We start from the raw sequence: 21,518 nt of genomic DNA, 5'->3' as shown, positions 1-21,518 counted from the left end.
TTCTGGCGATATTTAATTTTATGGATGCCAAAATAAAAAAAGCACAGACTACGCTGTGCTTGGAATGGTTTAGGGTCTAAAAGACCAATTTATAAGTTATTATCTCAAATTTTATCAATAAATTTAAGTCGAAGAGTAAACTTTAAAATAATATAGAATCTAAGAAATAAAAGAATAATTTTGCTCATTTGAAATGAATAATAGTGCTAATTGTTGGGTGAGAATCAATGTTTTACGGTTTTTCATATAAGTAAGTTTGTTTAGAATTTGAGCGAAGGATTGTATATTCTGTTAATATACTATGTTCATAAGGTGGATCAGATGGGATATAACGAGAATAGCTTACAAAAAGTTGATCATTATTTGGTTGTAGGTGATAATAAATTATTTGATTATTTCTATTCTGTTTTATTTGATTTGAATTAAAATAATCTGGGTATAATGGTATATTAACTAACTTTACGGAACTTTCATATTGGCTCATTGCACCAATAATGCCAGACGCAACTATTTTATTATCTTTTATAAAAATTACATTTGAATCTTTGTATGATATTTTAGAATAAAAACGTTTTTTTTGCCCAATTATTTGATCAATGATATTCAGATCATTAGTTGAAAAAAAATAAGCATGATCCCATTTGAAAGGAGTGATTTTATGTAACTCTACAATACATTTGTTTTGTTCTTTACAATGTTGAGCAAAATAAGAATAAAATTGTCGAGTTAATGATGTATGAGATCTGTATTGCAAGAATGAAGTGACCATATATATAAGAAGTAGAATAAAAAAAGCTTTAATTGCAGATTTAAAAAATATAATCATTTTTTACCTAGCTAATTTAGCCGTTAAATCTTCGATAAACTGCCACGCAACACGCCCGTTTCTGGAACCTCTGGTGACGGACCATTCATTGCCTTGGGCGATTAACTCCTCGTCAGAGATATTTAATTTGCGTTCTTTGGCATAGGCACGAATGATATTGTCATATAGTGTTTTGTCGCAATTATGAAATCCGATCCACAGTCCAAAACGATCAGATAAAGACACTTTTTCTTCAACTGCTTCGGCAGGATTAATTGCGGAGTTGACTTCATTCTCTATCATATCGCGTGGCATTAAATGACGGCGATTACTGGTCGCGTAAAATAATACGTTTTTAGGGCGACCAGCAATTCCACCATCCAGAACGGATTTTAACGCTTTGTAATCGCGATCTTCTTTTTCAAAGGATAAATCATCAGAAAACACAATAAAACGATGAGGAAGGGGTTTTAACAATTGTAATAGAGTTGGTAAAGAATGAATATCATCCCTTGGGATTTCGATGATTTTAACCGGATCATGTTGGTTTTCCGTTAACTGATTCACTTCTTGATGCACGGATTTAATTAAAGAAGATTTCCCCATGCCTCTGGCACCCCACAGCATGACATTATTAGCGGATAGATTTTTGGCAAAATGCAGCGTATTTTCTAATAAAAGTGCTTTTTGATACTCTAATCCTTGCAATAATTCAAAATGAACAAAAGAGACTTCATCGACTGGGATTAACGTATTTTTCTGTGCTGTCCAAATAAAAGCATTGGCTTGTTCAACGTTATCGATGTGGGGTTTTGGGGGTGATAATTGCTCCAAAGCCGTTGCAATGCGTTCCAGTAAGGGAAGAATATCCGTTGTCATGATTTTTCCAATAAATTTTAGTAGGCGTTTGACGCTATATGTAATATGAAATAAAGATAAATAATTATACATAGTGTGGATAGAATAGGAAATAATTTATGACGAATTTAATGGATATCCTGATTCCTGCGGCTCATGCGCAGGCTGCTGGTGGTGGCGGTGGTAGTAATATCTTGATGACCTTTGCGCCGTTTATTGGTATCTTTTTCATTTTTTACTTTATGATTATTCGTCCACAGCAAAAAAAGGCCAAGCAACAACGTGAAAGCATGAAGGCGTTACGCAGAGGCGATAAAGTATTGACTGCTGGTGGTATTATTGCGACTGTTGTGAAAAACCAAGAAGATTCTGACGAAATGGAAGTGGATCTATCCAATGATGTCAGAGTTAAAATCCTACGCAGCACGATTACATCTGTATTGGAAAGCAAAGCAATTCAAGCCAACGAAGCCAATAAGAATGTGAAAAAAGCCAAACCTGTGGTGAAGAAAGAAAAAGAAGTTAAACCAGAAGTTAAATCAGAGGAACCTGCTCCAGTCATTGAGCTGGAAAAGTCAGAAGTGACCGATAAGACAGCTGATAAATAATTAAAAGAAAACCCGACATAAAGTCGGGTTTTTTATGGACTAGATTATGCGTTTAATTGTTGTTCCGCAAAATCATAATTAGCCAATTTATTCAAGAAATTGTCAATAAAATCTGGGCGACGATTACGGAAATCGATGTAATAGGCATGTTCCCATACGTCAGCAACCAATAATGCTTTGCCTTGACTTTCAGAAAGAGGGCTTTTTGCATTTGGGGTTTTGGTAATGACTAATTTATCATTTTTATCAAGAACTAACCAAGCCCATCCTGAACCAAATTGAGTGGTTGCAGCTTTTTTGAATTCTGTTTTGAAATTATCAACAGAACCGAAATCTTTCACGATACGAGCTTCGAATGCTTCGGACATTTTTCCGCCTGTTGGGCTTAATGAATTCCAAAACATGGTGTGGTTATAATGTTGACCAGCATTGTTTAACACGGGGGTTAATGCTTCGTCTTTTGCAGCCATAACGATTAATTCTTCAAGGGTTTTACCTTGAAGCGCTGAATTAGCAGCAACCAAATCATTTAATGTGTTGACATAGGTTTGGTGATGTTTGCCATGGTGGAATTGCAATGTTTCTTCGCTCATACCAGCGCGAGATAAAGCATTTTCAGGATAAGGAAGTTTTCCAAGTTCAAAAGCCATTTATTTTGTTCCTTTATATCGTTTCTTGATTATATAAGACCATTTTGGTTCTTATTATTCTTTATATATAAAATTTATCGCATTATTTATAAAGGTTAAATTATAAATTTGTTTAAATTTTATTTTTAGTAAAAATATTATATAAGGTTTTTATGACAAAAACAGACACATCTTCTTTACTTTCTGTATGTGCAATTTATGTACAAAAATATAACCCAGACTATTTCTACTGTACTATATTTGCTCCACTGTATCACAGAGAACTTATTTTTCAACTATTGGCGTTTCATAATGAAGTTACACGTGCAGTTTCTTTGCCATCTTCTTGGTCAGTTGCCGGGCCAATGGCGGGATTTATTCGCTTGCAATGGTGGCGAGAGTTGATTGAAGGAAAAGATCGAACTCACGAGATTGCTCCTTTCATTAAAGAATCGATCTCGAAAGAATTATTACCAACAAATGCTTTGCTGGAAATGATAGAAGCAAAAGAAGAAGAGCTGGATGGCATCAAAGATTGGCACCATTGGGAATCTATTTTAATGCGATCAGCAGGAAAAGTCCATGAAGTGATTGCCCAAATTTTAGGCGTAGAAGATAGCGAGCAATTAAAGCATATTGCGACTTTGGGAATGGCTTGCGAAGTAACGAAGATCGCGCGATATTTGCCCAAGATTTTGCATTCAGGGCGGTGTCCGTTGCCTCAAGAGATCATTGATGAATATCATCTACAACGCACAGATGATGGTATTCCCACGACACCAGAAATAATTGATGCAATTCGGCGAATTTTGATTGCCAAAGCGAAAGAGTATCTACAAGCAGGGCAAGAGGTTCGCAAATTAGGGCGCAAGAAAATAGCTGCTATTTTACATGTTGTCTTGGCAAAAAGAGATTTAAAAAGATACCAACATTGGGATCAATTGCCTGACAAACGAGGGGCTGGTGACCAACTGGCAGTGTTGTGGAGTAATTATAGAGGCAAAGTTGCCTTATAGCGTTTGCAATAATTCATCGACGACTATTGAATGATTCTTGGACGTGTTTAGAAAATACGTTATGATAAACGATTGTTATCATCAAACCAAAAGGAAAGGATAATGGGTGATGTTCGAAACATATCTGTTTCTCTGCATTCCATTAATTCTTTTATTGGTTTTTATAGGATTGATTATCAGATTATTCTTTAGCCCCCATAAAAAAATTATATTACTAACGCTTTTTTTGATGGTTGCAGGATTTATTTTATTTTGTATCGGAATGCTGCCTATTATTGCTGCGGGGGCTTCTGCTTCTGGTGGAGGTCATTCTTCGGGGTTTAATTATGATCCTGGACTTTATTTTTTGCTAAGCTGTATTTGTGCACTCAGCGTGGTGCCTTTATCTATTTATGGTTTTTTTAAAAAGTAAAAAATAGGTTGTAGAAAGTTATCCATTTAAAAAGCCCTAACATATGAATTAGGGCATTTCTTTTCAAAGAATATAACGGATAGATTGCACAGCTTCAGTCATAATCAATCTTCTACAGCGATCAGAACATCCGATGCTTTTACAATAGCAGCAGCTTCCATCCCAACGGTTAATTTTAACTCGTCAACAGCATCGTTGGTAATGGATGCCATGACAATAGTACCGTTAACCTCAAGGCTTACATGGGCTGTTGTGGCACCTTTTTTGATACCAACAATTTTGCCTTTTAACATATTACGTGCACTGATTTTCACTTTGAGATCCTTTATAATATGATTGCATTAATTAAACTTGATGAGCATATGATTTTTACGCCCAGAAGACAATTTAATGCTGTTTGCTTGTAAATTATTAACCGTGATGACTTGACCTTCATCTTCGACTTTTTGATCGTTGACTTTGGCACCACCCCCACGAATTAAGCGTCTTGCTTCAGCATTACTGGTGGCTAAACCACTTAAAGCGAAAATCCGAAATGCAGGGATGCCTTCGGCAAGTTCATTTTTGGATAAGGTAACTTCGGGTAGCCCTGTTTGTGCGACTTTACCTTGCTCAAACGTTTCTTGGGCTGCTTTTTGGGCTTGTTCTGCGGCTTCTCGACTGTGGCAAATCGTGGTGACTTCGGTTGCCAGAATTTTCTTGGCTTCGTTAATTTCTGCACCTGGAAGTGCAGCCAAACGTTCACATTCTGCCACAGGTAAATCGGTGAACAACTTTAAGAATTTACCCACGTCTGCGTCTTCGGTATTCCGCCAGAATTGCCAGAAATCAAAGACAGAACATTTTTCAGAATTTAACCACACGGCACCTTTGGCGGTCTTACCCATTTTCGCGCCAGAACTGGTGGTCAATAAAGGTGCGGTTAAACCAAAGACTTGTTTGCCTTCCATACGGCGTACTAAATCAACCCCAGAAACAATATTGCCCCATTGGTCAGAACCACCCATTTGCAGCACTGTTCCATAGCGTTTGTTCAATTCACGGAAATCATAAGATTGCAAAATAGAATAGTTAAATTCAAGGAAAGATAATCCTTGGTCACGATCCAAACGGCTTTTAACGGAATCAAAAGATAGCATTCTGTTGACAGAGAAATGTACACCGACATCACGTAATAATTCGATATAAGAGAGCTTCTTTAACCATTCGGCATTATCGACCATAATGGCATCTTTACCGCCTTCTTGGATATTTACTACTTGGCGAATATTTTGGGCGATGCCTTCGAGGTTACGATCAATCGTTTCTTGGGTCATCAGGCTGCGGGCTTCTTCTCTGAAAGAAGGATCGCCAATTTGTGCAGTTCCACCGCCAATCAACGCAACGACTTGATGTCCATGTTTTTGTAACAAGCGCAACAACATCAATTGCACTAATGATCCAACATGCAAACTGTCCGCAGTAGGGTCAAACCCAATATAGGCAGAGATGGGGCCTTTTAATATAATTTCATCCAAAGCCTCTATATCAGTTGCTTGGAAAATAAAACCACGTTCTTGTGCTTCTTGTAAGAATGGACTTTTATGCATGTTGATCTAATCTCAATAAAACGAATATACTATAATTGGTTGTTTATTATGATTGAACCGATTTTAAAAGTCATCCTCTTTTTTAAAGGGGTTGTGAATATATTGATAATCAAGAATAAGGAAAATATATGATGGACGACAATATAAACCATGACCAAAGTAATCATGATAAACCAGTTGAAAATAAAAAGAAAAACGTTCGTATACGTGCGGATAAAATCAAACCTTTTCGCTGTAAAAATCTGATTGCTGTGATTGAAAGACCTAAATTACTTGAAAATATTGGCAGTGTTATTCGAAATGCCAATGCGTTTGGAGTAGAGAAAGTTTATATTATCGATCCCAATAAAAATATTGCAGAGGATTGGCAAGAGTTAAGAGAGAGAAAAAAGCTATCAGATTATTCTGTTTCCGCGGTAAAATGGACATTTGTAAAAAGATTTGATGATACAGATCAATGTTTCGACCATTTAGAGAAAAATAGTTTTAATTCAGCGGTTACATCGCCTCATATCAAAGGAAAGACGAATATACTCCTTGATGAGGGCGATTATACTATCGATCATAAGCTTGCCGTATGGTTTGGTACTGAAAGCTGTGGGATTAGTGAGCGTGCTATTGAGCGGAGCTCTTATTGTATTAATGTTCCGATGTTTGGGATGATTGAAAGCCTTAATCTAGGAACATGCTCTGGTATTGTTTTGTACGAAGTCACCAAACAACGACGAGCTTATCAAAGTATGTATAAAAGACGCAATCAAAGAGTGAAACGTAAGGAACCGTTACCAAAAGTTATTAGTCCTGAATAAACAAAAGGCAATACTGGTCAGAGTTATTATAAAATTATATTTAATTTTCTACTCTACACAATGAATCGTTTTATCTTGTTTCATCAGCATTAGTTTGTTAATTAAAGATCTCATGCCTTCTCCTATATATTTCAGGAAATCTTGTTGATCGTAATTTTGATATTCTGGAATTATTTTACGATATTTTTCTACACGTTCAGCATATTGATTAGGGTTAATATACGACGTTGTATATTGAGGAGGAATATTATTTTTTTTGCGGTTTATATTATCAACATTTGTCATCATGACCACAGCGACATCAGCAACCATACAATGTTCAATTTGTAGATATTTTGCAGGTGTTTTCTGATAGCATTTTTGAACTTCTTCGATTGCTTTTTTTAGACCTTGATGACACACAATAGGGGCGAATTTATCAGTAACTGCATTTGTAATACTGCCTGGTAACTTTTCAGGATTACTCTGAGCCATTGCCGTTAATGGTAATGTCAGCATTGGTAACGCCAGTAATATATTTTTTATTGTCATCTTAAAACCTTTATCTAAATATGATCGATCTTATTATCAATTATCTTCATTTCCAAATTTTATTCAAAACTTTGAAAAGCTTCTGCGGTTCTTTCCATACGGATAAGATCTTGAATGCTTCATGTTCGAAATCAATGTTGGCGAGTTTATTATGGTTGACACTCCATACCAACATGCCTTCGGCTTCATAATCATTGATGTAACAAAGCAAATCAATAAATTGTTTTTTTCTCCATTCAAAAACATGAGTGGTGGTTAAAGAGTGAAATTTCATTTCTGTAATTTGGTATTCTTCTGTGGCATGATACGTAAAATAACGTTGCTCTTGATTGCTTGCTAAAATCTCGATCAAAACCTCTGGCATGTTAAAAGCCAGCATAGATAATGGGTGAGCGCCCTCGGATAGATTGAAAGTCAATTCCATTTTCTAATAACCAACGAATGGTTTTTTCATACACATCCCCAGTGAACGCTAGATTAATAGGATAGATACCTTCTTTGTAAGTTTCATTCAGATAAAAAGGTTCGTTAATATTCCAACCTTGAGCATAAAATGCTTCCAACGCATTTAAATCCTCTTGGATTATTGCCAGTGCAATTGGGTTAGTGATTTTATCCAACGCCATAAATAAATAGCGATATTTTTTGCCCAGCATTTATTTACATTAGTCCTTTTCTGGAGGTAAAGCTATAGGAGCAACATTTCCAGGAACAGGATTTTGTATTTTAACGGCTTGCTGTCTATTTCCTTTGCGATAAGGGTTCATAACGGTCGATGGTGGGGCTGCATGGCTGTTGGGTGAGCCATCACTATAGTCATGCAACATCTTGCCATGTTGGGTCGATGCAGGATGTGTCTTGTTGGTGTAAACACCACCTTCTTCAATATAAGGATCAGGAACGGTATGCCATCCTTTATGACGCAAAGGGTTATCGATATTCTTCTTGGCGGGTTTCAGAGAGGGGGTCTTATGATATACAGGGCTGTTTTGAGGCGAAGTTTGATAGTCTTTGGTTGTATGCACTTGCCATTGTTCTGTATGCGTGTTGCTGTCTCTAGTTTGGGCAACCGCAGAGCTTGCAAATAATAGACCGACCGTACAGCCAAAGCTATAGAAAGGGTGAAAAAGTGATTTCATAAGACGTTCTTGATCCGCTAAAATATAAATTAAGAATAGATATATCATCTTTTAATGAGAAATGAGAATAGCTTTTTAACATCGCGAAATGGCAAATTGTTTGATAAGGTTAAAAATCGAAATAATTATAAATAAAGACAAGGATGACAATCATGATTAAAAAAATATGGCAACTCTCTTGGGGCTTGGTGATGGGATCAGTTGTACTAGTTCAGTCTGGTTATGCACAAAATAACGGGGCGGTTTATAATAATAACGGCTCATACCAAGGGCGTATGGATTCCAATGGTCAAATCTATAATAAGAATGGTGCTTATAAAGGGCGTATGAATTCAGATGGGAATGTTTATAACAGTTCAGGTTCATATCGTGGCAAGATTGATCCCAATGGTCAGATTTATAACAGCTCTGGTTCTTATCAAGGTCGTCTAGATTCCAATGGAAATGTTTATAATAGCTCTGGCACCTATCGCGGCAGAATAGATTCCAGCGGAAACGTTTATAATAGTTCAGGTTCTTATCAAGGTCATGTCGACCCACAACATAAACAAACAGGATTGTCGTTGTTAAAATAATCATGGGTTGTTTTATATAAAGCATTTATGCTGTTTTTACAGTGAATGGCTTAAAATATGATCGTAAAGGATAAACGAATGAAAATTTCTTATATAGTTGCTTGTTTAATGGTCGGGTTCACAATGAGTAATACTGTATTGGCTCAATCTAATTATGTGTCACCAGCGGCTCCTAATAGCAATCAAGTTGGTACAACCATTACTAAAGTTGATAAGCGAGGCTATATTTTTAATAATAGTGGTGTTTGCATTGCCAGAATTGACAAAAATGGGAATATTTTTGATGGCAATAACAGAAATCTAGGTAGGATTTATAAGAATGGATATTCTTATAATGCCAAGAATGATAATCTGGGTCATGTTGATAAAAAAGGTAACATTTTTACCGATTACAATGTGTTACTTGGAAAAGTCGATAAAAATGGCGAAGTTTACAATAGTAATAATGTAAAAGTCGGACAAGTTGATAAAAGTCGCAAACCAACGGCTTTATTCTTGCTTTTGCCAGAAAGTAGCTTATTTTCACAATAGTTAGAATGGGTATAAGACCTACCGCTTGGTATAGGTCTTATAGTATTTTTTGTATTTTATTTTACTATTGTTGGCATTTTTTTATGAAAATTCGTTTTGATTTTGCAGATCACCCTTATTTTTTTAGTCATCCAACACAAATCATTCAAACGAGATTATTATCAGAAATCTTGCCTTGTTTACAACAAATAGAACAAGCCGTTCAGCAAGGCTATTACGCAGCTGGATTTTTAAGCTATGAAGCAGCCCCAGCGTTTCAACCTTATTTAAAAACATATCCTGCGGGTTCTTTGCCTTTATTATGGTTTGGGATTTTCAATCATCCTGTAGATGCTTCGGTTTTTCATGATATAGCACAGCCCAAAAAAGCGATTACATATCCTCAATGGCACCCAAATTGTTCATGGGAGGAATATCAGGCAGCAATACAATCAATAAAAGATCATATTGCCCAAGGTGATACCTACCAAGTAAACTATACTTTGCAAATGCAGGCATTATTTCAACAAAACCCTTACCATTTTTATTTGCATTTATTACAGGCTCAACAATCTCGGTATAGTGCTTATATTGATAGTGGTGATTTTCAAATCCTTTCAGCGTCACCTGAACTTTTTTTTGAAGTGCATCAGGGGATCATTCGTACAAAACCAATGAAAGGCACTGTGTCCAGAGGGATGAATAATCGTGAGGATCAGGTAAATCAACAAATTCTGCATAACGAAAAAAACCATGCTGAGAATTTGATGATTACCGATTTACTCAGAAATGATTTGGGGCAAATTGCACAACAAGGGACTGTCACGGTTACCTCTTTGTTTGATGCAGAAAAATACCCCACCGTTTGGCAGTTGACTTCTACGATCATAGCACAATTAAAACAGCAAACGACTTTAACAGATATTTTTACAGCTTTATTTCCTTGTGGATCAATCACGGGTGCCCCCAAAGTAAATACAATGAAGATCATTCATGAATTGGAAAAATCCCCCAGAGGGATTTATTGTGGTGCATTAGGGGTCATTACACCTGATGATAAAGCGATCTTTTCAGTTCCTATTCGGACGATGGTCATTCAAAATCAACAAGCAACTTATGGCGTTGGCGGCGGAATTACGTGGGACTCAACATCACGTGATGAGTATAAGGAGGTCTTACATAAAATGCAGGTTTTATATGATTCTAAAGTTCCAGAACATTTGTTAGAATCTCTGTTATTAGAAGACGGGGCTTATTTCTTATATGAAGCGCATTTGCAGCGTCTAGAAGAATCTGCAATTTACTTTGATTTTAAATTGAATGAGACAGTGACTGAAAAGACGTTACGCGTTTTAAAAGAAGAACATCCCACTGGGCAGTGGAAAGTTCGTCTATTATTGGATAAACAAGGGCATCTTGAATGCGAGGCCCAAGCAATCACGTCTTTAACCGCACCTTTACTAGCCTCTTGGTCAATGGAAGCCATGCAGTCAACGAATGTTTTTTTATATCATAAAACGACTAAGAGAGATTTTTATCCCAAAGTGACTTTGGATCATGAAGTATTATTATTCAATGAACGGGATGAGGTCACAGAATTTGTGAATGGAAATATTGTCTGGTATGACCAAGGCAATTGGTTTACGCCCCCTTTACAAAGTGGGCTGTTAAATGGCACAATGCGTCAATATTTGTTACAACAAGGTAAAATAAAGGAACGGGTTATTTATAAAAAAGATATTCAAGCTCATTGTAAAATCGCTTTTATAAATAGTGTCCGTGGCTGGCGTGATGTTGTTTGGACTGAATAAGTCAAATTATCACCATATTTATAATGCTAATTACAAAGAAAATTGAATATTCATAGTGATCGCACACACGGTTATTAAAAATTTATATGAGATAATTCGTGTTTATTTTTAATTATAGCGTTGATTTTGAAATAAAACGATACAAGGATTTTGAATGCCTAACACACAAGTAAAATCAGGAGAATCAGGCGTTTTGCAAGAAATGCAACAGGACTGGTTGCATTGGTTTGCAGGATTACTGGATAAAGTCGGTATACCATTAAACGATATTACCTTATTTATTTTGGCAGTATCTATTATTATTATCACAGCTTTTATTCTACATTTTATTTTACATAAATTAGTTCTAAAACGCTTATATAGTTTTTCTAAGAAGAGTTCTTGGGTTTGGATACAGGTTCTAACAGAAGACCAACTCTTCAATCGTTTAGCTTTTGTCATACAAGGGATTGTATTACTGGCTCAGGCGAATTTTTGGGTTCAGCATGATGTTACTATTCTATATTTTTTAATTATTTGTACGAAATTATGGATATTACTTTATATTTTATTATCTATTTTCTCGTTCTTCAATATTGTGCTGCATCTTTCCAATCGGTTGGGAATATCCAATAATTTACCGTTGGGGGGAATATTCCAAGGGATCAAATTACTAGCTTCTTTATTTATCGTTATTATGATGATTTCCGCCGTCATCGATCAATCTCCGTGGAAGTTAATTACCGGTTTGGGGGCAATGGCTGCGGTGATTATGTTGGTATTTAAAGATTCTATTCTGGGCTTGGCTGCTGGGATTCAGTTATCTGCCAATAAAATGTTAAGAATTGGTGATTGGTTAACCATGGAAAAATATGGTGCTGATGGTACTGTCATTGATATTGGATTAACAACGGTCAAAGTTCAAAATTTTGATAATACGATGACAATGATTCCTACTTATGCACTGGTATCAGATTCATTTATCAACTGGCGCGCCATGCAAGAATCTGGTGGTCGTCGTATCAAGCGGTCTATTTTGATTGATGCAAATTCTATCCGTTTTTTGACCAAAGAAGAAATAGAGAAACTTTCTAATAGTGCTTTGTTAAAGCCTTATATTCTTGAAAGAGCAGAGGAAATTGATAAATTTAACAAAGAAAAGAACTATGATCTGGATATTTCTTTGTTAAATGGTCGTCGCTTGACAAATTTAGGGTTATATCGTGCCTATTTAGAAGAATATCTGAAAAATCATCCCTCCGTGCATCGTAATATGACCTGTATGGTACGCCAAATGGCACCAGACTTCACAGCGATACCATTAGAAATCTATTGTTTTAGTAATACGGTTGTATGGAAGCAATATGAAGCTATTCAGTCGGATATTTTTGATCACTCTTACTCTGTTTTATCAGAATTCTTCCTTAGTGCGGGACAAAGTGGAACAGGTAACAGTTCAACAGTAAGGCTGCTTCAAGGGCCAGAGACTAATATGGTCGAAGATGCACCCCCTGCATTGCAACATGGTCAATCTTAGAAGCTGTATATTAAAAAACTTTAACTTTTTAAACAGAAGCAATATTAAATACTGCTTCTGTTTTTCTTTAGAATTGATTTGACGAAAATAATATATGGTATATAACCTTTGCATATGTAATGGTTATCATCCAGAGGAAATATGCCGAAGCAAATAAGGGATTTATCAATTTCAGATGCAAGTGTTATGCTTGAGGTATCTATAGATACAATTAGACGCTGGGAGAAAAAGGGATTGATTAAGATATCGCGTTCTTCCTTGGGTCATAGAGTGTTCTCCGAACAAGATATCCAGTTATTAAAAGAAAAAATTTCAGGTAAAAGTAGTTTTAATTATAAAGTTTTAAAAAGTGAAGAAAAAAGCAAATATAATGTGCTTGAATTATTTGCGGGTGCGGGTGGTCTTGCATTGGGATTAGAAAATGCAGGTTTAGGATGTATAAAGTTGATTGAACTTGATAAAATAGCCTGTCAAACGCTTAAAGTGAATAGACCTCATTGGAATGTTCAATGTGAAGATGTTGGAAAAGTTGATTTTAGATCGATTAAAGCAGATATTGTGGCAGGAGGCTTCCCTTGTCAGGCTTTTAGTTATGCTGGAAAAAAATTAGGTTTTGAAGATGTGCGTGGCACTCTTTTTTACGAATATGCTCGTGCGATTAAAGAAATTAAACCTAAAATGATCCTTGGTGAAAATGTTCGAGGTTTAGAAAAACACGATCAAGGTCGTACCCTACAAACTATGCTAAAAGTGTTGGATGAGTTAGGATATCACGTGTCCTATAAAATTTTGAGAGCGCAATATTTTGATGTGGCACAGAAGCGTGAACGTCTTGTTATGATTGGTATTCGTAAAGATTTACACGGTAAAGTTGCTTTTCCAAATGAAAAAAATTACACAGTGAGTGTAAGGGAAGCTTTAAAAGATGTGCCAAAGTCTGAAGGTCAAAAATATACACCTATTAAATATGACATTATGGAGTTAGTTCCTGAAGGTGGATATTGGCGTAGTTTGCCGTTAGATATTCAGAAAAAATATATGGGAGCAAGTTTTTATTTGGGTGGAGGAAAAACTGGAATGGCAAGACGATTGTCTTGGGATGAACCCTCGTTAACATTGACATGTAATCCTGCACAAAAACAAACAGAAAGATGTCACCCATCTGACACTCGCCCATTAACTGTCAGAGAATATGCTAGGATACAATCTTTTCCTGATGATTGGTTATTTTCTGGATCAGTGGCAGCACAATATAAACAAATAGGTAACGCCGTCCCTGTTAATTTAGCGTATCATATTGGCAAAGCATTGATTGCAACATTACAAAATAAATTATCTAATCAAGATTTTACAATAGTCGATTTTAACCATAAGCACGAGTAAAATATCGTTTTACCTGAGTAGTGTCTATCTTTGTAAGGTTTGGGTATAATCTTTGAATTGCTATTGGAATGACATTGTAAATTTTTGCAAGTGCCTGCTTATCATTTGTTACTAATTCATAGAAAGATGCACCATCAATTCTACGAATTAGTTCATTTCGAGGTGGATGGTCACCTGTTTTGTTATTGGATGGTATAAAGCATTCGTTAAAACGATGTGGTTTTCTAGGAATAATTTCAACATAATAGGATGTATACCCTTTATATTTTTGCGTTTTAGGCATAACTAGATTTTCCAAAGTTGAATATATGCCAATTAAATCTGATTGCTTTACAGTATTATATTTATTTTTTATTTCAGCGATTATTCTTTTTTCATGATGAACAACATCTACGATTTCTTTGGTACCAAGATCTATCCAGCCATTTATTGCACCAATACATTTTTGATGAAAAAGCCCGATATGGTTCGAAAGCGTTTTTTGAGCTTGTCTGGTCTTTTCGTTTTTTAACCACTGCTCTTCATTTAATTCAAACCCACTCATTTCAAAAATCATTAAAAAAGGATCAATAACATTTTTATGAATATTGTTTTCAGCCTTTACTTTTGCTTCCAAAGCCTTATCAAATGTTAATTTAATAATATCAAGGAAATCATTATCGTTCATAAAAGGAAGAATAGGAGTTTGGTTCATAGTTCACTCTAACTTAAAAAGACGTTTTTATTTGTATCGTAATGTTATAAATATATATTATTTACTATATTAAAAAAATGAGAAAAGCCAATTTGGATAAAATATCGATGATTGATATTAAAAAAGAAATATTAAATAACAGAGATGACCTGATTAAGGGGATTTTTTGCTATGTGCTATTTGAATATGGAATATTTGATATAGATTTATTAGATGCTTTAGTCCTTAACGCTCGTGATTATTTATAAGAAAATCAAACGGATACAGAAATACAAGTAGTAATGAGTTGCATCGTTCAATGTATCTCAATCAGTGCTTTATTTATCATAAAGATCAAGATGATTTATTCATAATCAAAAACTACTCCCCAGAAATGGGATCTTCATGCCGAACGATGTGGGAACCAGCAATCAAAAGATTAATAACGATGTAAAGTCACGAGTGAGCGAACCAATGAAAAAATTCTAAGAATTGCTTCAAGCGCAAATATTTTAATTCATGAAAAATTTTCACATGGTGATGAGAGCAAAGCGGCATTTTTTCAATCGAGTTTTGTAAAAGATATAAGTTGACCCAGAAAAATATAAAGAATGTTATTTCTTTGCCAGAGTTACAAACAGATCATTTCTCGGAATATCGTTTGACGAAAGATTATGAAATGGATGATTGAGGTTTATGGGTTGAATTAGGAATTAATGATGAGAAAATAACCCCATACCCAGAGGTTTTATTCATCAGAAGAACACGACGATTATTTATTCATAAGACTTTTTGATATTTAATGCTTTGTAAAGCGTTGTTTTACTGACTTTAATCCTTGCAGCAGCTTCTTGAACATTAAGTCCTTTTTGTAAATATTCTTTGGCTTTTTTTAACTTCTCATCCGTCATCACAACAGGTCTGCCACCAATCCGCCCTTGGTCTCTGGCGGCTTTTAATCCAGCTCTGGTGCGTTCTTTAATTAAATCTCTTTCAAATTGGGCTAATGCACCAAATAAATGAAAAACTAACTTTCCACCAGGGGTCGTGGTATCAATATTTTCAGTCAAAGATTTAAAACCAACGTTACGCTCTTCAAGATCATTGATAATTTGGATTAAATGATTGATAGAACGTCCTAAGCGATCAAGCTTCCACACGACAAGGGTGTCGCCTTCCCTTAAATAAGAGATCGCATTTAAAAGTTCAGGACGATCTGTTTTAGCGCCAGAGGCTTTATCTTGATAAATCTTCTCACAACCAAATTGTTGTAATGCGCTTATTTGTAAAGAAGTATCTTGGTCTATAGTTGATACCCTAGCATATCCAATCTTTACCACTTACCATGTGCTTTCTATAAATTAATTTATGACAGAAATTGTCTTATAAATAACTAGAAGTCAAGATGATGGGTTATCGATTCAAGTTAACTCAAATTAAACTCAACGGGAACAGTAATTGTGACACTATTTCCCTTGATGCTTTCAGGCACAGAAGGCAAAGGGTCAGCACGATAAGCAAGTGCTACAGCTTCTTTATCTAATAGCGAGTAACCAGAACTCTTAGCTAGTTTAGAGGCTAAAACATGACCTTGACGGTTAATGGTGATTTTGATCGTGGCGGTGCCTTCTTGTTTGTCATTTTGTGCATCAGTGGGATAGCGTTTTAAACGTTCCAACTTTGCCAGAACATTTCCTTGCCATGTTGCTGGGCTCATCGATGATTTTTGATGAGACGAAAAGGATGAATTATTGCTAGACGCAGGGCTGTTGGACGCAGAGGAAGAAGGTGCGTTTGAGGCGGAAGGGGTATTATTAACGGTTTGACTAGGAGTTGGCATTACTTTTTGGGCATGCACGATTTTCGGTTGTGGTTTAATAATTTTTTTTTGTTCAACAGGTTTTATTTTTTCGACTTGTTGGGTTTTGGGTAAGTTAATTTCAGCCGAGGGGGCTACGGGCGCATCAAGTGCTGCTGCTTCTTCCAGAGGTTGTGGCTCTGGTTGTGCAGCCATTGGCGGTGGCGCAGGGGGAACAAAGTCGGTTGATAAATCGAGCGTAATAGCAGGCGGCATATTTGCGTTTAACGCAATTGTTTTTGTGTGGGGCATATGATAGGTCAACCATGCGATGCCCACTAGTAAAATAGAGGTACCAATTAATGCGCCACCCCATAATAAGCGATCTTGCTTTTGTTGATAAAGTTCATGTTTTTTTTGCCATTGCGCAAAAGAATTTTCTGTTTGTTTATTCATTCCCAAAGACAACTGAAAAAAAGAAGAACTCATTGAGTATCCCCTTCTTTGGCTAAATTAACCAAAGCAACTTTTAAATACCCAGCCGAACGTAGTTGGTCCATAATATTAATAAGGCTTTCATAATCAACTTTTTTATCAGCTCTTAGGAAAATAGGTTCGTTTTTATTACCTTTGGTTGCCGTTGCCAAAGCTGCTGGCAGTTGATCTTTGGTAATCTTATCTTCCCCCAGTGCCAAAGATTGATCTGTTTTAATGGTCAGAAAAATAGGGCTTGTTGGGGCAGGGGTCGTTTTTTCGGTTGAACCAGGCAAGTTCACAGGAATATTAACAGTGCTTAGTGGCGCAGCCACCATAAAAATAATTAATAAGACCAACACAACGTCAATAAAGGGAGTGACGTTGATGTCATTGACTTCACTGGGCGTTTCATCATTATGACGCATACGAATCATGATTTATTCCCCCGCAGCACGCAAACCAAATTGAATCACTTGCCCTTTTTCTTGTTGTGCGGTCATTTGGCTGACATCACGGGAAACAATGCGCATGATTAAGGTGCTGAGATCAGCAATATGCGCGCGGCAATGCATGATATGACGTGAAAAAATATTATATAAAATAACGGCCGGAATAGCGGTTACAAGCCCTAAGGCGGTGGCTAATAAAGCCTCTGCAATTCCTGGTGCAACAACGGTCAAGCTGGTTGCTTTGGCAGCAACAATTCCTGTAAAAGAATTCATAATGCCCCATACCGTACCAAATAGCCCAATGAAGGGGGCGGTTGCTCCTATTGTAGCAAGCAATCCTGTGCCTTTTAATAAACGGCGACCTTCGCAGGCTTCAACACGTTCCAAAGTCATCGCAATGCGTTCTTTTAACCCTGTCATGTCGTGGGTCATGCCTTTGGAAGACTGATATTCATCCAATACCGCCATAATCATTGCGCCAACAATGCATTTTTTATTACTGGCTTGATCTTGATCCAGTTTCCCAGATTTTTGCAGAGCAATTTGCTCTTTCATCAGTTTTTTATGGGTTATAAAAAGCTCAACAGATTTTGCAATACAAATAGTCCAACTTAATAGGCAGCCAAATAGCAAAATAATCATGACAGATTGGACAACGATATTCGCTTGTAAAAACATTGCCCATGGTGAAAATGAAACTGCTGGGGTCATGAACTATCTCCGTTGAGAAATTAACCATTAAAATCTATTGAAACTCGATCAAATTAAAAAAGCATCAGGGTGAGTTTCATTGTGATAAGAGCTATAATAACCCTGATGTGTTAAAATTACGTTAATGATTATCCTGTGACATTGTGAACATGGGTAAAAACACGATTAAATGCTTGTTCTGCGGCATGAACAGCAACAGAGATATCAATCGGTGCCGTATCAATTGCTGCTTGAAAAGAACGCCATGATACACCACGACCTTCGTCATCAGCACCCAGATGTCTGGCACCATATTGATCCGAAAGACCAATCGTGCCAACACTATGTAAAAGATATTTAGCCCCTAATTTTGACCCTTCGACAACGTATAATGTACCAATCGCAGAAGATGTATTTGTGATTACAGGGGTATGAATTGGTGCTGGTGTTGGGACATTCAAATCAGCCATATCTTCTTTTAGTTTATTAAAACGATTACGTAGTTTTAAATTAGGGATCATTGCTGCGAGTTGTGAATTTGAATATAAATGATCAGCATCAAGATGAATATAATATTGGATGGTTAGAAATTGTTTGTATTTCTCTTTGTCAGAAAACAGACCCAGTCCCATGAGATGTTCGTCTAATTTTCCGTGAACACTTTTGGTTCTGTTACGGAGTGTGGATGTTAATAAAGGTTCTTGAAGTTCTGACATAGTATAGTTCCAGTAAAAATGTCTAAATGAGATAAAATCTTATTGACATGAGAATGAGTCGCAATTACATATTATCTTTATATCATATGCAAATGATTTGCAATATCTTTTGATTATAATAATTATTCTCATTCCAATTGACATTTATTATCTACTTGTATAAGTGATGATATTAATAATCATTCTCATTATGGATTTGTGAATAAAATGAAAACGCATCTCATTCGAAAAAAAAATATATCATGGCTCATGGCATCAAGTTTCTTGTGTTTAACATCCGTTGGTGCATGGGGACAAACAACCCAAACAACAACAGATGAATCCACAACAGAACCTGCAACAAATGTTAATCTGAGCCCTGTTAAAGTCAAAGGGAAAAGCGATCCCTTATTAGATTCGATGAAGATTGATCCTGATAAGGATTACACCAACGTGGGTAAATCACGCGTGTTAACCACAACCATTACCAGAGAAACATTAATTGATCGCCAAATCGATGATTTAGAGGATTTTTCGAGACGTGTAGATGCATCTGTTAATTTTAATGAGGATAGTTCCAGCTTAAATATGCGTGGGCTGGATCGAAATCGACTTTTGGTGACGGTTGATGGAATTCGTCAGCCATTTTCTAACGATGGTGCGTATGCTGGTGGATCGCCAACGCAACAAGGTGGGGTTGGCTATTTTGATTTTAATACCATGGGGGGAATTGATGTCATTAAAAGTTCCGATTCCAGCTTTTTTGGAACGGGAGCATTAGGAGGTGTCCTTGCATTCCGAACCTTGAATCCAGAAGATATCTTAAAACCAGGGGAAAAGTTCGGCAATTCAACCAAAGCAACGTATGCTGGACAAAAGGCAGCGGCAGTTTTAAATCAATCTTTTGCAGCGCGATATAAAAATACATTGTTCTTGTTGTCTGGTGGCTATCAAAATGGGAGCGAAACAGGTAACAGAGGCGAAACAGGCGGGCAAGGAAGAAACCGAACCAAAGCCAATCCTGCACATTATGTTCAAGGCAGTTTCCTAGGCAAAATCAGGCAATATTTCGCTGGTGGGCATCGTTTGGATTTGACGGGGGAATGGTATGATTTGAATAATCATGAACATACATTGACCTCTCAAACTGCAGCAGGGCAAGATTATCATACAAATACAGAAAATCAACGTTCTCGATTCAGTGCAACTTATGATTATATTGCTGAAAATCCAAAAGATCTGTTTGCTGAGGGGCATTTTACAGCCTATTGGCAAGATCAAAATACGATGACAAATACCACAAATTATAATTCTTTGCGTCCAGCCAGCAATGTGTGGCAGGATTTAACATTGAATACGCAAACCTATGGTGCTTTGGGGTCTGCTACTGTGAATGCCTATACGTGGTCTGTGCATCATGCCATTACATTCGGGGGTGAGGCGTATTTGTCAGATACTAGTCAAAAGCAACGTGGTTGGCGTGCAACTCCCAGTGCGTTTGTGCATAATAATTATGCCGACATGCCAGACGTTCATGGAACAGATTTAGGGGCAGTTTTACAAGATCGTATCTCTTTAGGTAAAAATGACTGGTTACATTTGACCCCAGGCGTTCGTTTTGACTATTTTAAAAGAGACACGAACAACTCAAGAGATTATCAAAATAATCCTGGTTATTCAGGATTACCTGCTGGTGCCAGTGGTTCCCGTTATTCTCCTAAGTTTTTGGCAGAAGCAAGATTGGCAAAAAATTTAACGGCATACGCCCTTTATTCTCAATCTTATCGTGCACCAGCAGCGACAGAAGAGTATTTAAGTTATAGTACTGCACCAATGTATGCGGTGACAGGAAATCCGAATTTAAAAGCCGAAACAGGTCGTGGATGGGAAGTGGGTTTAAAGTATGGAGATTCAAAACGCGGGGCTAATGTAGCGTTTTATGATAATTATTATAAAAACTTTATCGATATGATGGGCGTTACCCCTTGTGTTGGTTATTATTCTTGTTACGGCTATACCAATCTAAAAAATGTCAGAATTTATGGTGTAGAGGCTAATGCGAATTGGGAATTCGACAAGCATTGGCGTGGTTGGGGATCTTTTGCTTATACTAATGGCAGAAATACTAGTATGGATTATAACTTAGCTTCAGTTGCGCCGTTTCGTGGGATTGTTGGTTTTGGATATAAACAAGAAAACTGGGGAAGTGACCTATCCAGCACCTTTGCGATTGCAAGAAATAATGCAAAATATTTAACCAGCACAGGTGGATTAAGTAAACAATGGAATACTGCGGGTTATGTGATTTTCGATTGGACGGGTTGGTATCGTCCTTCATTCTATAAACCTTTAAAGATTCAAGCTGGGATGTATAATATGTTTGATAAGAAATATTATAATGCTACATCTCTGCCAATTGGACAGTCAGCAAGTGGTATGCGTCAAGAATTCTATACCCAACCAGGAAGATATTTCAAAGTCACCGCACGCATAGATTTTTAATATTACAAGACAATATTTATAGGATTAGGGTGTATGTTAATCC

The 21,518-nt window shown here is 36.5% G+C and carries 26 protein-coding genes; 11 read left to right on the top strand and 15 right to left on the bottom strand.

Features of this window, described 5'->3' with window-relative positions; all coding sequences use genetic code 11:
* Nucleotides 1–232: 232 nt before the first annotated feature.
* A complete protein-coding gene (locus tag PQG52_RS08370; RefSeq protein WP_271828978.1) occupies nucleotides 233–754 on the bottom strand; it encodes a hypothetical protein in 522 nt (173 codons plus the stop codon).
* 75 nt (nucleotides 755–829) lie between these two features.
* Nucleotides 830–1,684 carry an ATP-binding protein gene (locus PQG52_RS08365; RefSeq protein WP_271828977.1) on the bottom strand — a complete coding sequence of 285 codons (855 nt, stop codon included), beginning with the start codon at nucleotides 1,682–1,684 and terminating at the stop codon, nucleotides 830–832.
* A gap of 98 nt (nucleotides 1,685–1,782) precedes the next feature.
* Between PQG52_RS08365 and yajC the strand changes: the two genes are divergently transcribed.
* Nucleotides 1,783–2,271, top strand: a complete 489-nt coding sequence (gene yajC / locus PQG52_RS08360; RefSeq protein ID WP_340222231.1) for a preprotein translocase subunit YajC — start codon at nucleotides 1,783–1,785, stop codon at nucleotides 2,269–2,271.
* 44 nt (nucleotides 2,272–2,315) lie between these two features.
* Here the strand turns inward: yajC and PQG52_RS08355 are convergent, their stop codons facing one another.
* A complete protein-coding gene (locus tag PQG52_RS08355) occupies nucleotides 2,316–2,921 on the bottom strand; it encodes a superoxide dismutase (RefSeq protein ID WP_271828976.1) in 606 nt (201 codons plus the stop codon).
* Between the two features lie 152 nt (nucleotides 2,922–3,073).
* On the opposite strand from PQG52_RS08355, the gene PQG52_RS08350 reads away from it, so the two are divergent.
* Together PQG52_RS08350 and PQG52_RS08345 are read left to right on the top strand one after the other, a co-directional pair.
* Nucleotides 3,074–3,916, top strand: coding sequence for a squalene/phytoene synthase family protein (locus tag PQG52_RS08350; protein ID WP_271828975.1), 843 nt, complete (start codon nucleotides 3,074–3,076; stop codon nucleotides 3,914–3,916).
* Between the two features lie 109 nt (nucleotides 3,917–4,025).
* Entirely contained in the window at nucleotides 4,026–4,328 is a 303-nt protein-coding gene (locus PQG52_RS08345; protein WP_271828974.1) for a hypothetical protein, read from the top strand.
* A gap of 104 nt (nucleotides 4,329–4,432) precedes the next feature.
* Here PQG52_RS08345 and PQG52_RS08340 read toward each other — a convergent pair whose 3' ends face one another.
* Nucleotides 4,433–4,642, bottom strand: coding sequence for a TOBE domain-containing protein (locus PQG52_RS08340; protein ID WP_271801997.1), 210 nt, complete (start codon nucleotides 4,640–4,642; stop codon nucleotides 4,433–4,435).
* 27 nt (nucleotides 4,643–4,669) lie between these two features.
* Nucleotides 4,670–5,917 carry a tyrosine--tRNA ligase gene (gene tyrS, locus PQG52_RS08335; RefSeq protein ID WP_271828973.1) on the bottom strand — a complete coding sequence of 416 codons (1,248 nt, stop codon included), beginning with the start codon at nucleotides 5,915–5,917 and terminating at the stop codon, nucleotides 4,670–4,672.
* Between the two features lie 128 nt (nucleotides 5,918–6,045).
* Here tyrS and PQG52_RS08330 point away from each other — a divergent pair, with 128 nt between their 5' ends.
* Nucleotides 6,046–6,726, top strand: a complete 681-nt coding sequence (locus PQG52_RS08330; protein WP_271828971.1) for a TrmH family RNA methyltransferase — start codon at nucleotides 6,046–6,048, stop codon at nucleotides 6,724–6,726.
* A 48-nt stretch (nucleotides 6,727–6,774) separates the two neighbouring features.
* Here PQG52_RS08330 and PQG52_RS08325 read toward each other — a convergent pair whose 3' ends face one another.
* From PQG52_RS08325 to PQG52_RS08310, 4 genes are read right to left on the bottom strand one after another with little or no spacing between them, the layout of a single operon-like run.
* Nucleotides 6,775–7,257 (bottom strand): hypothetical protein, encoded by a 483-nt coding sequence (locus PQG52_RS08325; protein WP_271828969.1) that lies wholly within the window; start codon nucleotides 7,255–7,257, stop codon nucleotides 6,775–6,777.
* Nucleotides 7,258–7,303: 46 nt separating this feature from the next.
* A complete protein-coding gene (locus tag PQG52_RS08320) occupies nucleotides 7,304–7,681 on the bottom strand; it encodes a hypothetical protein (protein ID WP_271828967.1) in 378 nt (125 codons plus the stop codon).
* Complete coding sequence (locus tag PQG52_RS08315) at nucleotides 7,623–7,913, bottom strand: hypothetical protein (protein WP_271828965.1); 291 nt, start codon at nucleotides 7,911–7,913, stop codon at nucleotides 7,623–7,625. Before PQG52_RS08315 ends, PQG52_RS08320 begins: the two co-directional genes overlap by 59 nt.
* Nucleotides 7,914–7,922: 9 nt before the next feature.
* Nucleotides 7,923–8,396, bottom strand: coding sequence for a hypothetical protein (locus tag PQG52_RS08310; protein ID WP_271828964.1), 474 nt, complete (start codon nucleotides 8,394–8,396; stop codon nucleotides 7,923–7,925).
* A gap of 152 nt (nucleotides 8,397–8,548) precedes the next feature.
* Between PQG52_RS08310 and PQG52_RS08305 the strand changes: the two genes are divergently transcribed.
* The 5 genes from PQG52_RS08305 to dcm all read left to right on the top strand — a co-directional run bounded on the left by PQG52_RS08305 (nucleotide 8,549) and on the right by dcm (nucleotide 14,191).
* Nucleotides 8,549–8,971: a 5-fold beta-flower protein gene (locus PQG52_RS08305; protein WP_271828963.1), complete on the top strand. Its 423-nt coding sequence runs from the start codon at nucleotides 8,549–8,551 to the stop codon at nucleotides 8,969–8,971.
* A gap of 78 nt (nucleotides 8,972–9,049) precedes the next feature.
* Nucleotides 9,050–9,502 carry a 5-fold beta-flower protein gene (locus PQG52_RS08300; protein WP_271828962.1) on the top strand — a complete coding sequence of 151 codons (453 nt, stop codon included), beginning with the start codon at nucleotides 9,050–9,052 and terminating at the stop codon, nucleotides 9,500–9,502.
* Nucleotides 9,503–9,585: 83 nt separating this feature from the next.
* Nucleotides 9,586–11,292: an aminodeoxychorismate synthase component I gene (pabB, locus tag PQG52_RS08295; RefSeq protein ID WP_271828961.1), complete on the top strand. Its 1,707-nt coding sequence runs from the start codon at nucleotides 9,586–9,588 to the stop codon at nucleotides 11,290–11,292.
* 154 nt (nucleotides 11,293–11,446) lie between these two features.
* Nucleotides 11,447–12,808, top strand: coding sequence for a mechanosensitive ion channel family protein (locus PQG52_RS08290; RefSeq protein WP_271790001.1), 1,362 nt, complete (start codon nucleotides 11,447–11,449; stop codon nucleotides 12,806–12,808).
* A gap of 141 nt (nucleotides 12,809–12,949) precedes the next feature.
* Entirely contained in the window at nucleotides 12,950–14,191 is a 1,242-nt protein-coding gene (gene dcm, locus PQG52_RS08285) for a DNA (cytosine-5-)-methyltransferase (RefSeq protein WP_271828960.1), read from the top strand.
* On the opposite strand, the gene PQG52_RS08280 is transcribed toward dcm, so the two are convergent.
* On the bottom strand, nucleotides 14,172–14,885 hold the full coding sequence (locus tag PQG52_RS08280; RefSeq protein ID WP_271828959.1) for an Eco47II family restriction endonuclease: 714 nt from the start codon (nucleotides 14,883–14,885) through the stop codon (nucleotides 14,172–14,174). The two genes, dcm and PQG52_RS08280, sit on opposite strands and share 20 nt — an antisense overlap.
* 107 nt (nucleotides 14,886–14,992) lie before the next feature.
* Between PQG52_RS08280 and PQG52_RS08275 the strand changes: the two genes are divergently transcribed.
* Nucleotides 14,993–15,133 (top strand): hypothetical protein, encoded by a 141-nt coding sequence (locus tag PQG52_RS08275; RefSeq protein WP_271828958.1) that lies wholly within the window; start codon nucleotides 14,993–14,995, stop codon nucleotides 15,131–15,133.
* 507 nt (nucleotides 15,134–15,640) lie between these two features.
* Here PQG52_RS08275 and PQG52_RS08270 read toward each other — a convergent pair.
* From PQG52_RS08270 to PQG52_RS08250, 5 genes are all read right to left on the bottom strand, one after another.
* On the bottom strand, nucleotides 15,641–16,204 hold the full coding sequence (locus tag PQG52_RS08270) for a recombinase family protein (protein ID WP_271789999.1): 564 nt from the start codon (nucleotides 16,202–16,204) through the stop codon (nucleotides 15,641–15,643).
* A gap of 86 nt (nucleotides 16,205–16,290) precedes the next feature.
* Nucleotides 16,291–17,151, bottom strand: a complete 861-nt coding sequence (locus tag PQG52_RS08265; protein WP_271828956.1) for an energy transducer TonB family protein — start codon at nucleotides 17,149–17,151, stop codon at nucleotides 16,291–16,293.
* Entirely contained in the window at nucleotides 17,148–17,573 is a 426-nt protein-coding gene (exbD, locus tag PQG52_RS08260) for a TonB system transport protein ExbD (RefSeq protein WP_271828955.1), read from the bottom strand. Before exbD ends, PQG52_RS08265 begins: the two co-directional genes overlap by 4 nt.
* Before the next feature lie 3 nt (nucleotides 17,574–17,576).
* Nucleotides 17,577–18,299, bottom strand: coding sequence for a tonB-system energizer ExbB (gene exbB, locus PQG52_RS08255; protein ID WP_271789996.1), 723 nt, complete (start codon nucleotides 18,297–18,299; stop codon nucleotides 17,577–17,579).
* 128 nt (nucleotides 18,300–18,427) lie between these two features.
* Nucleotides 18,428–18,994 carry a biliverdin-producing heme oxygenase gene (locus PQG52_RS08250; protein ID WP_271828954.1) on the bottom strand — a complete coding sequence of 189 codons (567 nt, stop codon included), beginning with the start codon at nucleotides 18,992–18,994 and terminating at the stop codon, nucleotides 18,428–18,430.
* Between the two features lie 207 nt (nucleotides 18,995–19,201).
* Here PQG52_RS08250 and PQG52_RS08245 point away from each other — a divergent pair, with 207 nt between their 5' ends.
* Complete coding sequence (locus PQG52_RS08245) at nucleotides 19,202–21,475, top strand: TonB-dependent hemoglobin/transferrin/lactoferrin family receptor (protein WP_271789994.1); 2,274 nt, start codon at nucleotides 19,202–19,204, stop codon at nucleotides 21,473–21,475.
* Nucleotides 21,476–21,518: the final 43 nt, after the last annotated feature.

Source organism: Commensalibacter communis, from assembly GCF_947179105.1.
In the GTDB taxonomy this organism is placed as follows: domain Bacteria; phylum Pseudomonadota; class Alphaproteobacteria; order Acetobacterales; family Acetobacteraceae; genus Commensalibacter; species Commensalibacter communis.
Note: the sequence above shows the minus strand (reverse complement) of the source record. Positions and strands in the feature narration are given on the sequence as shown.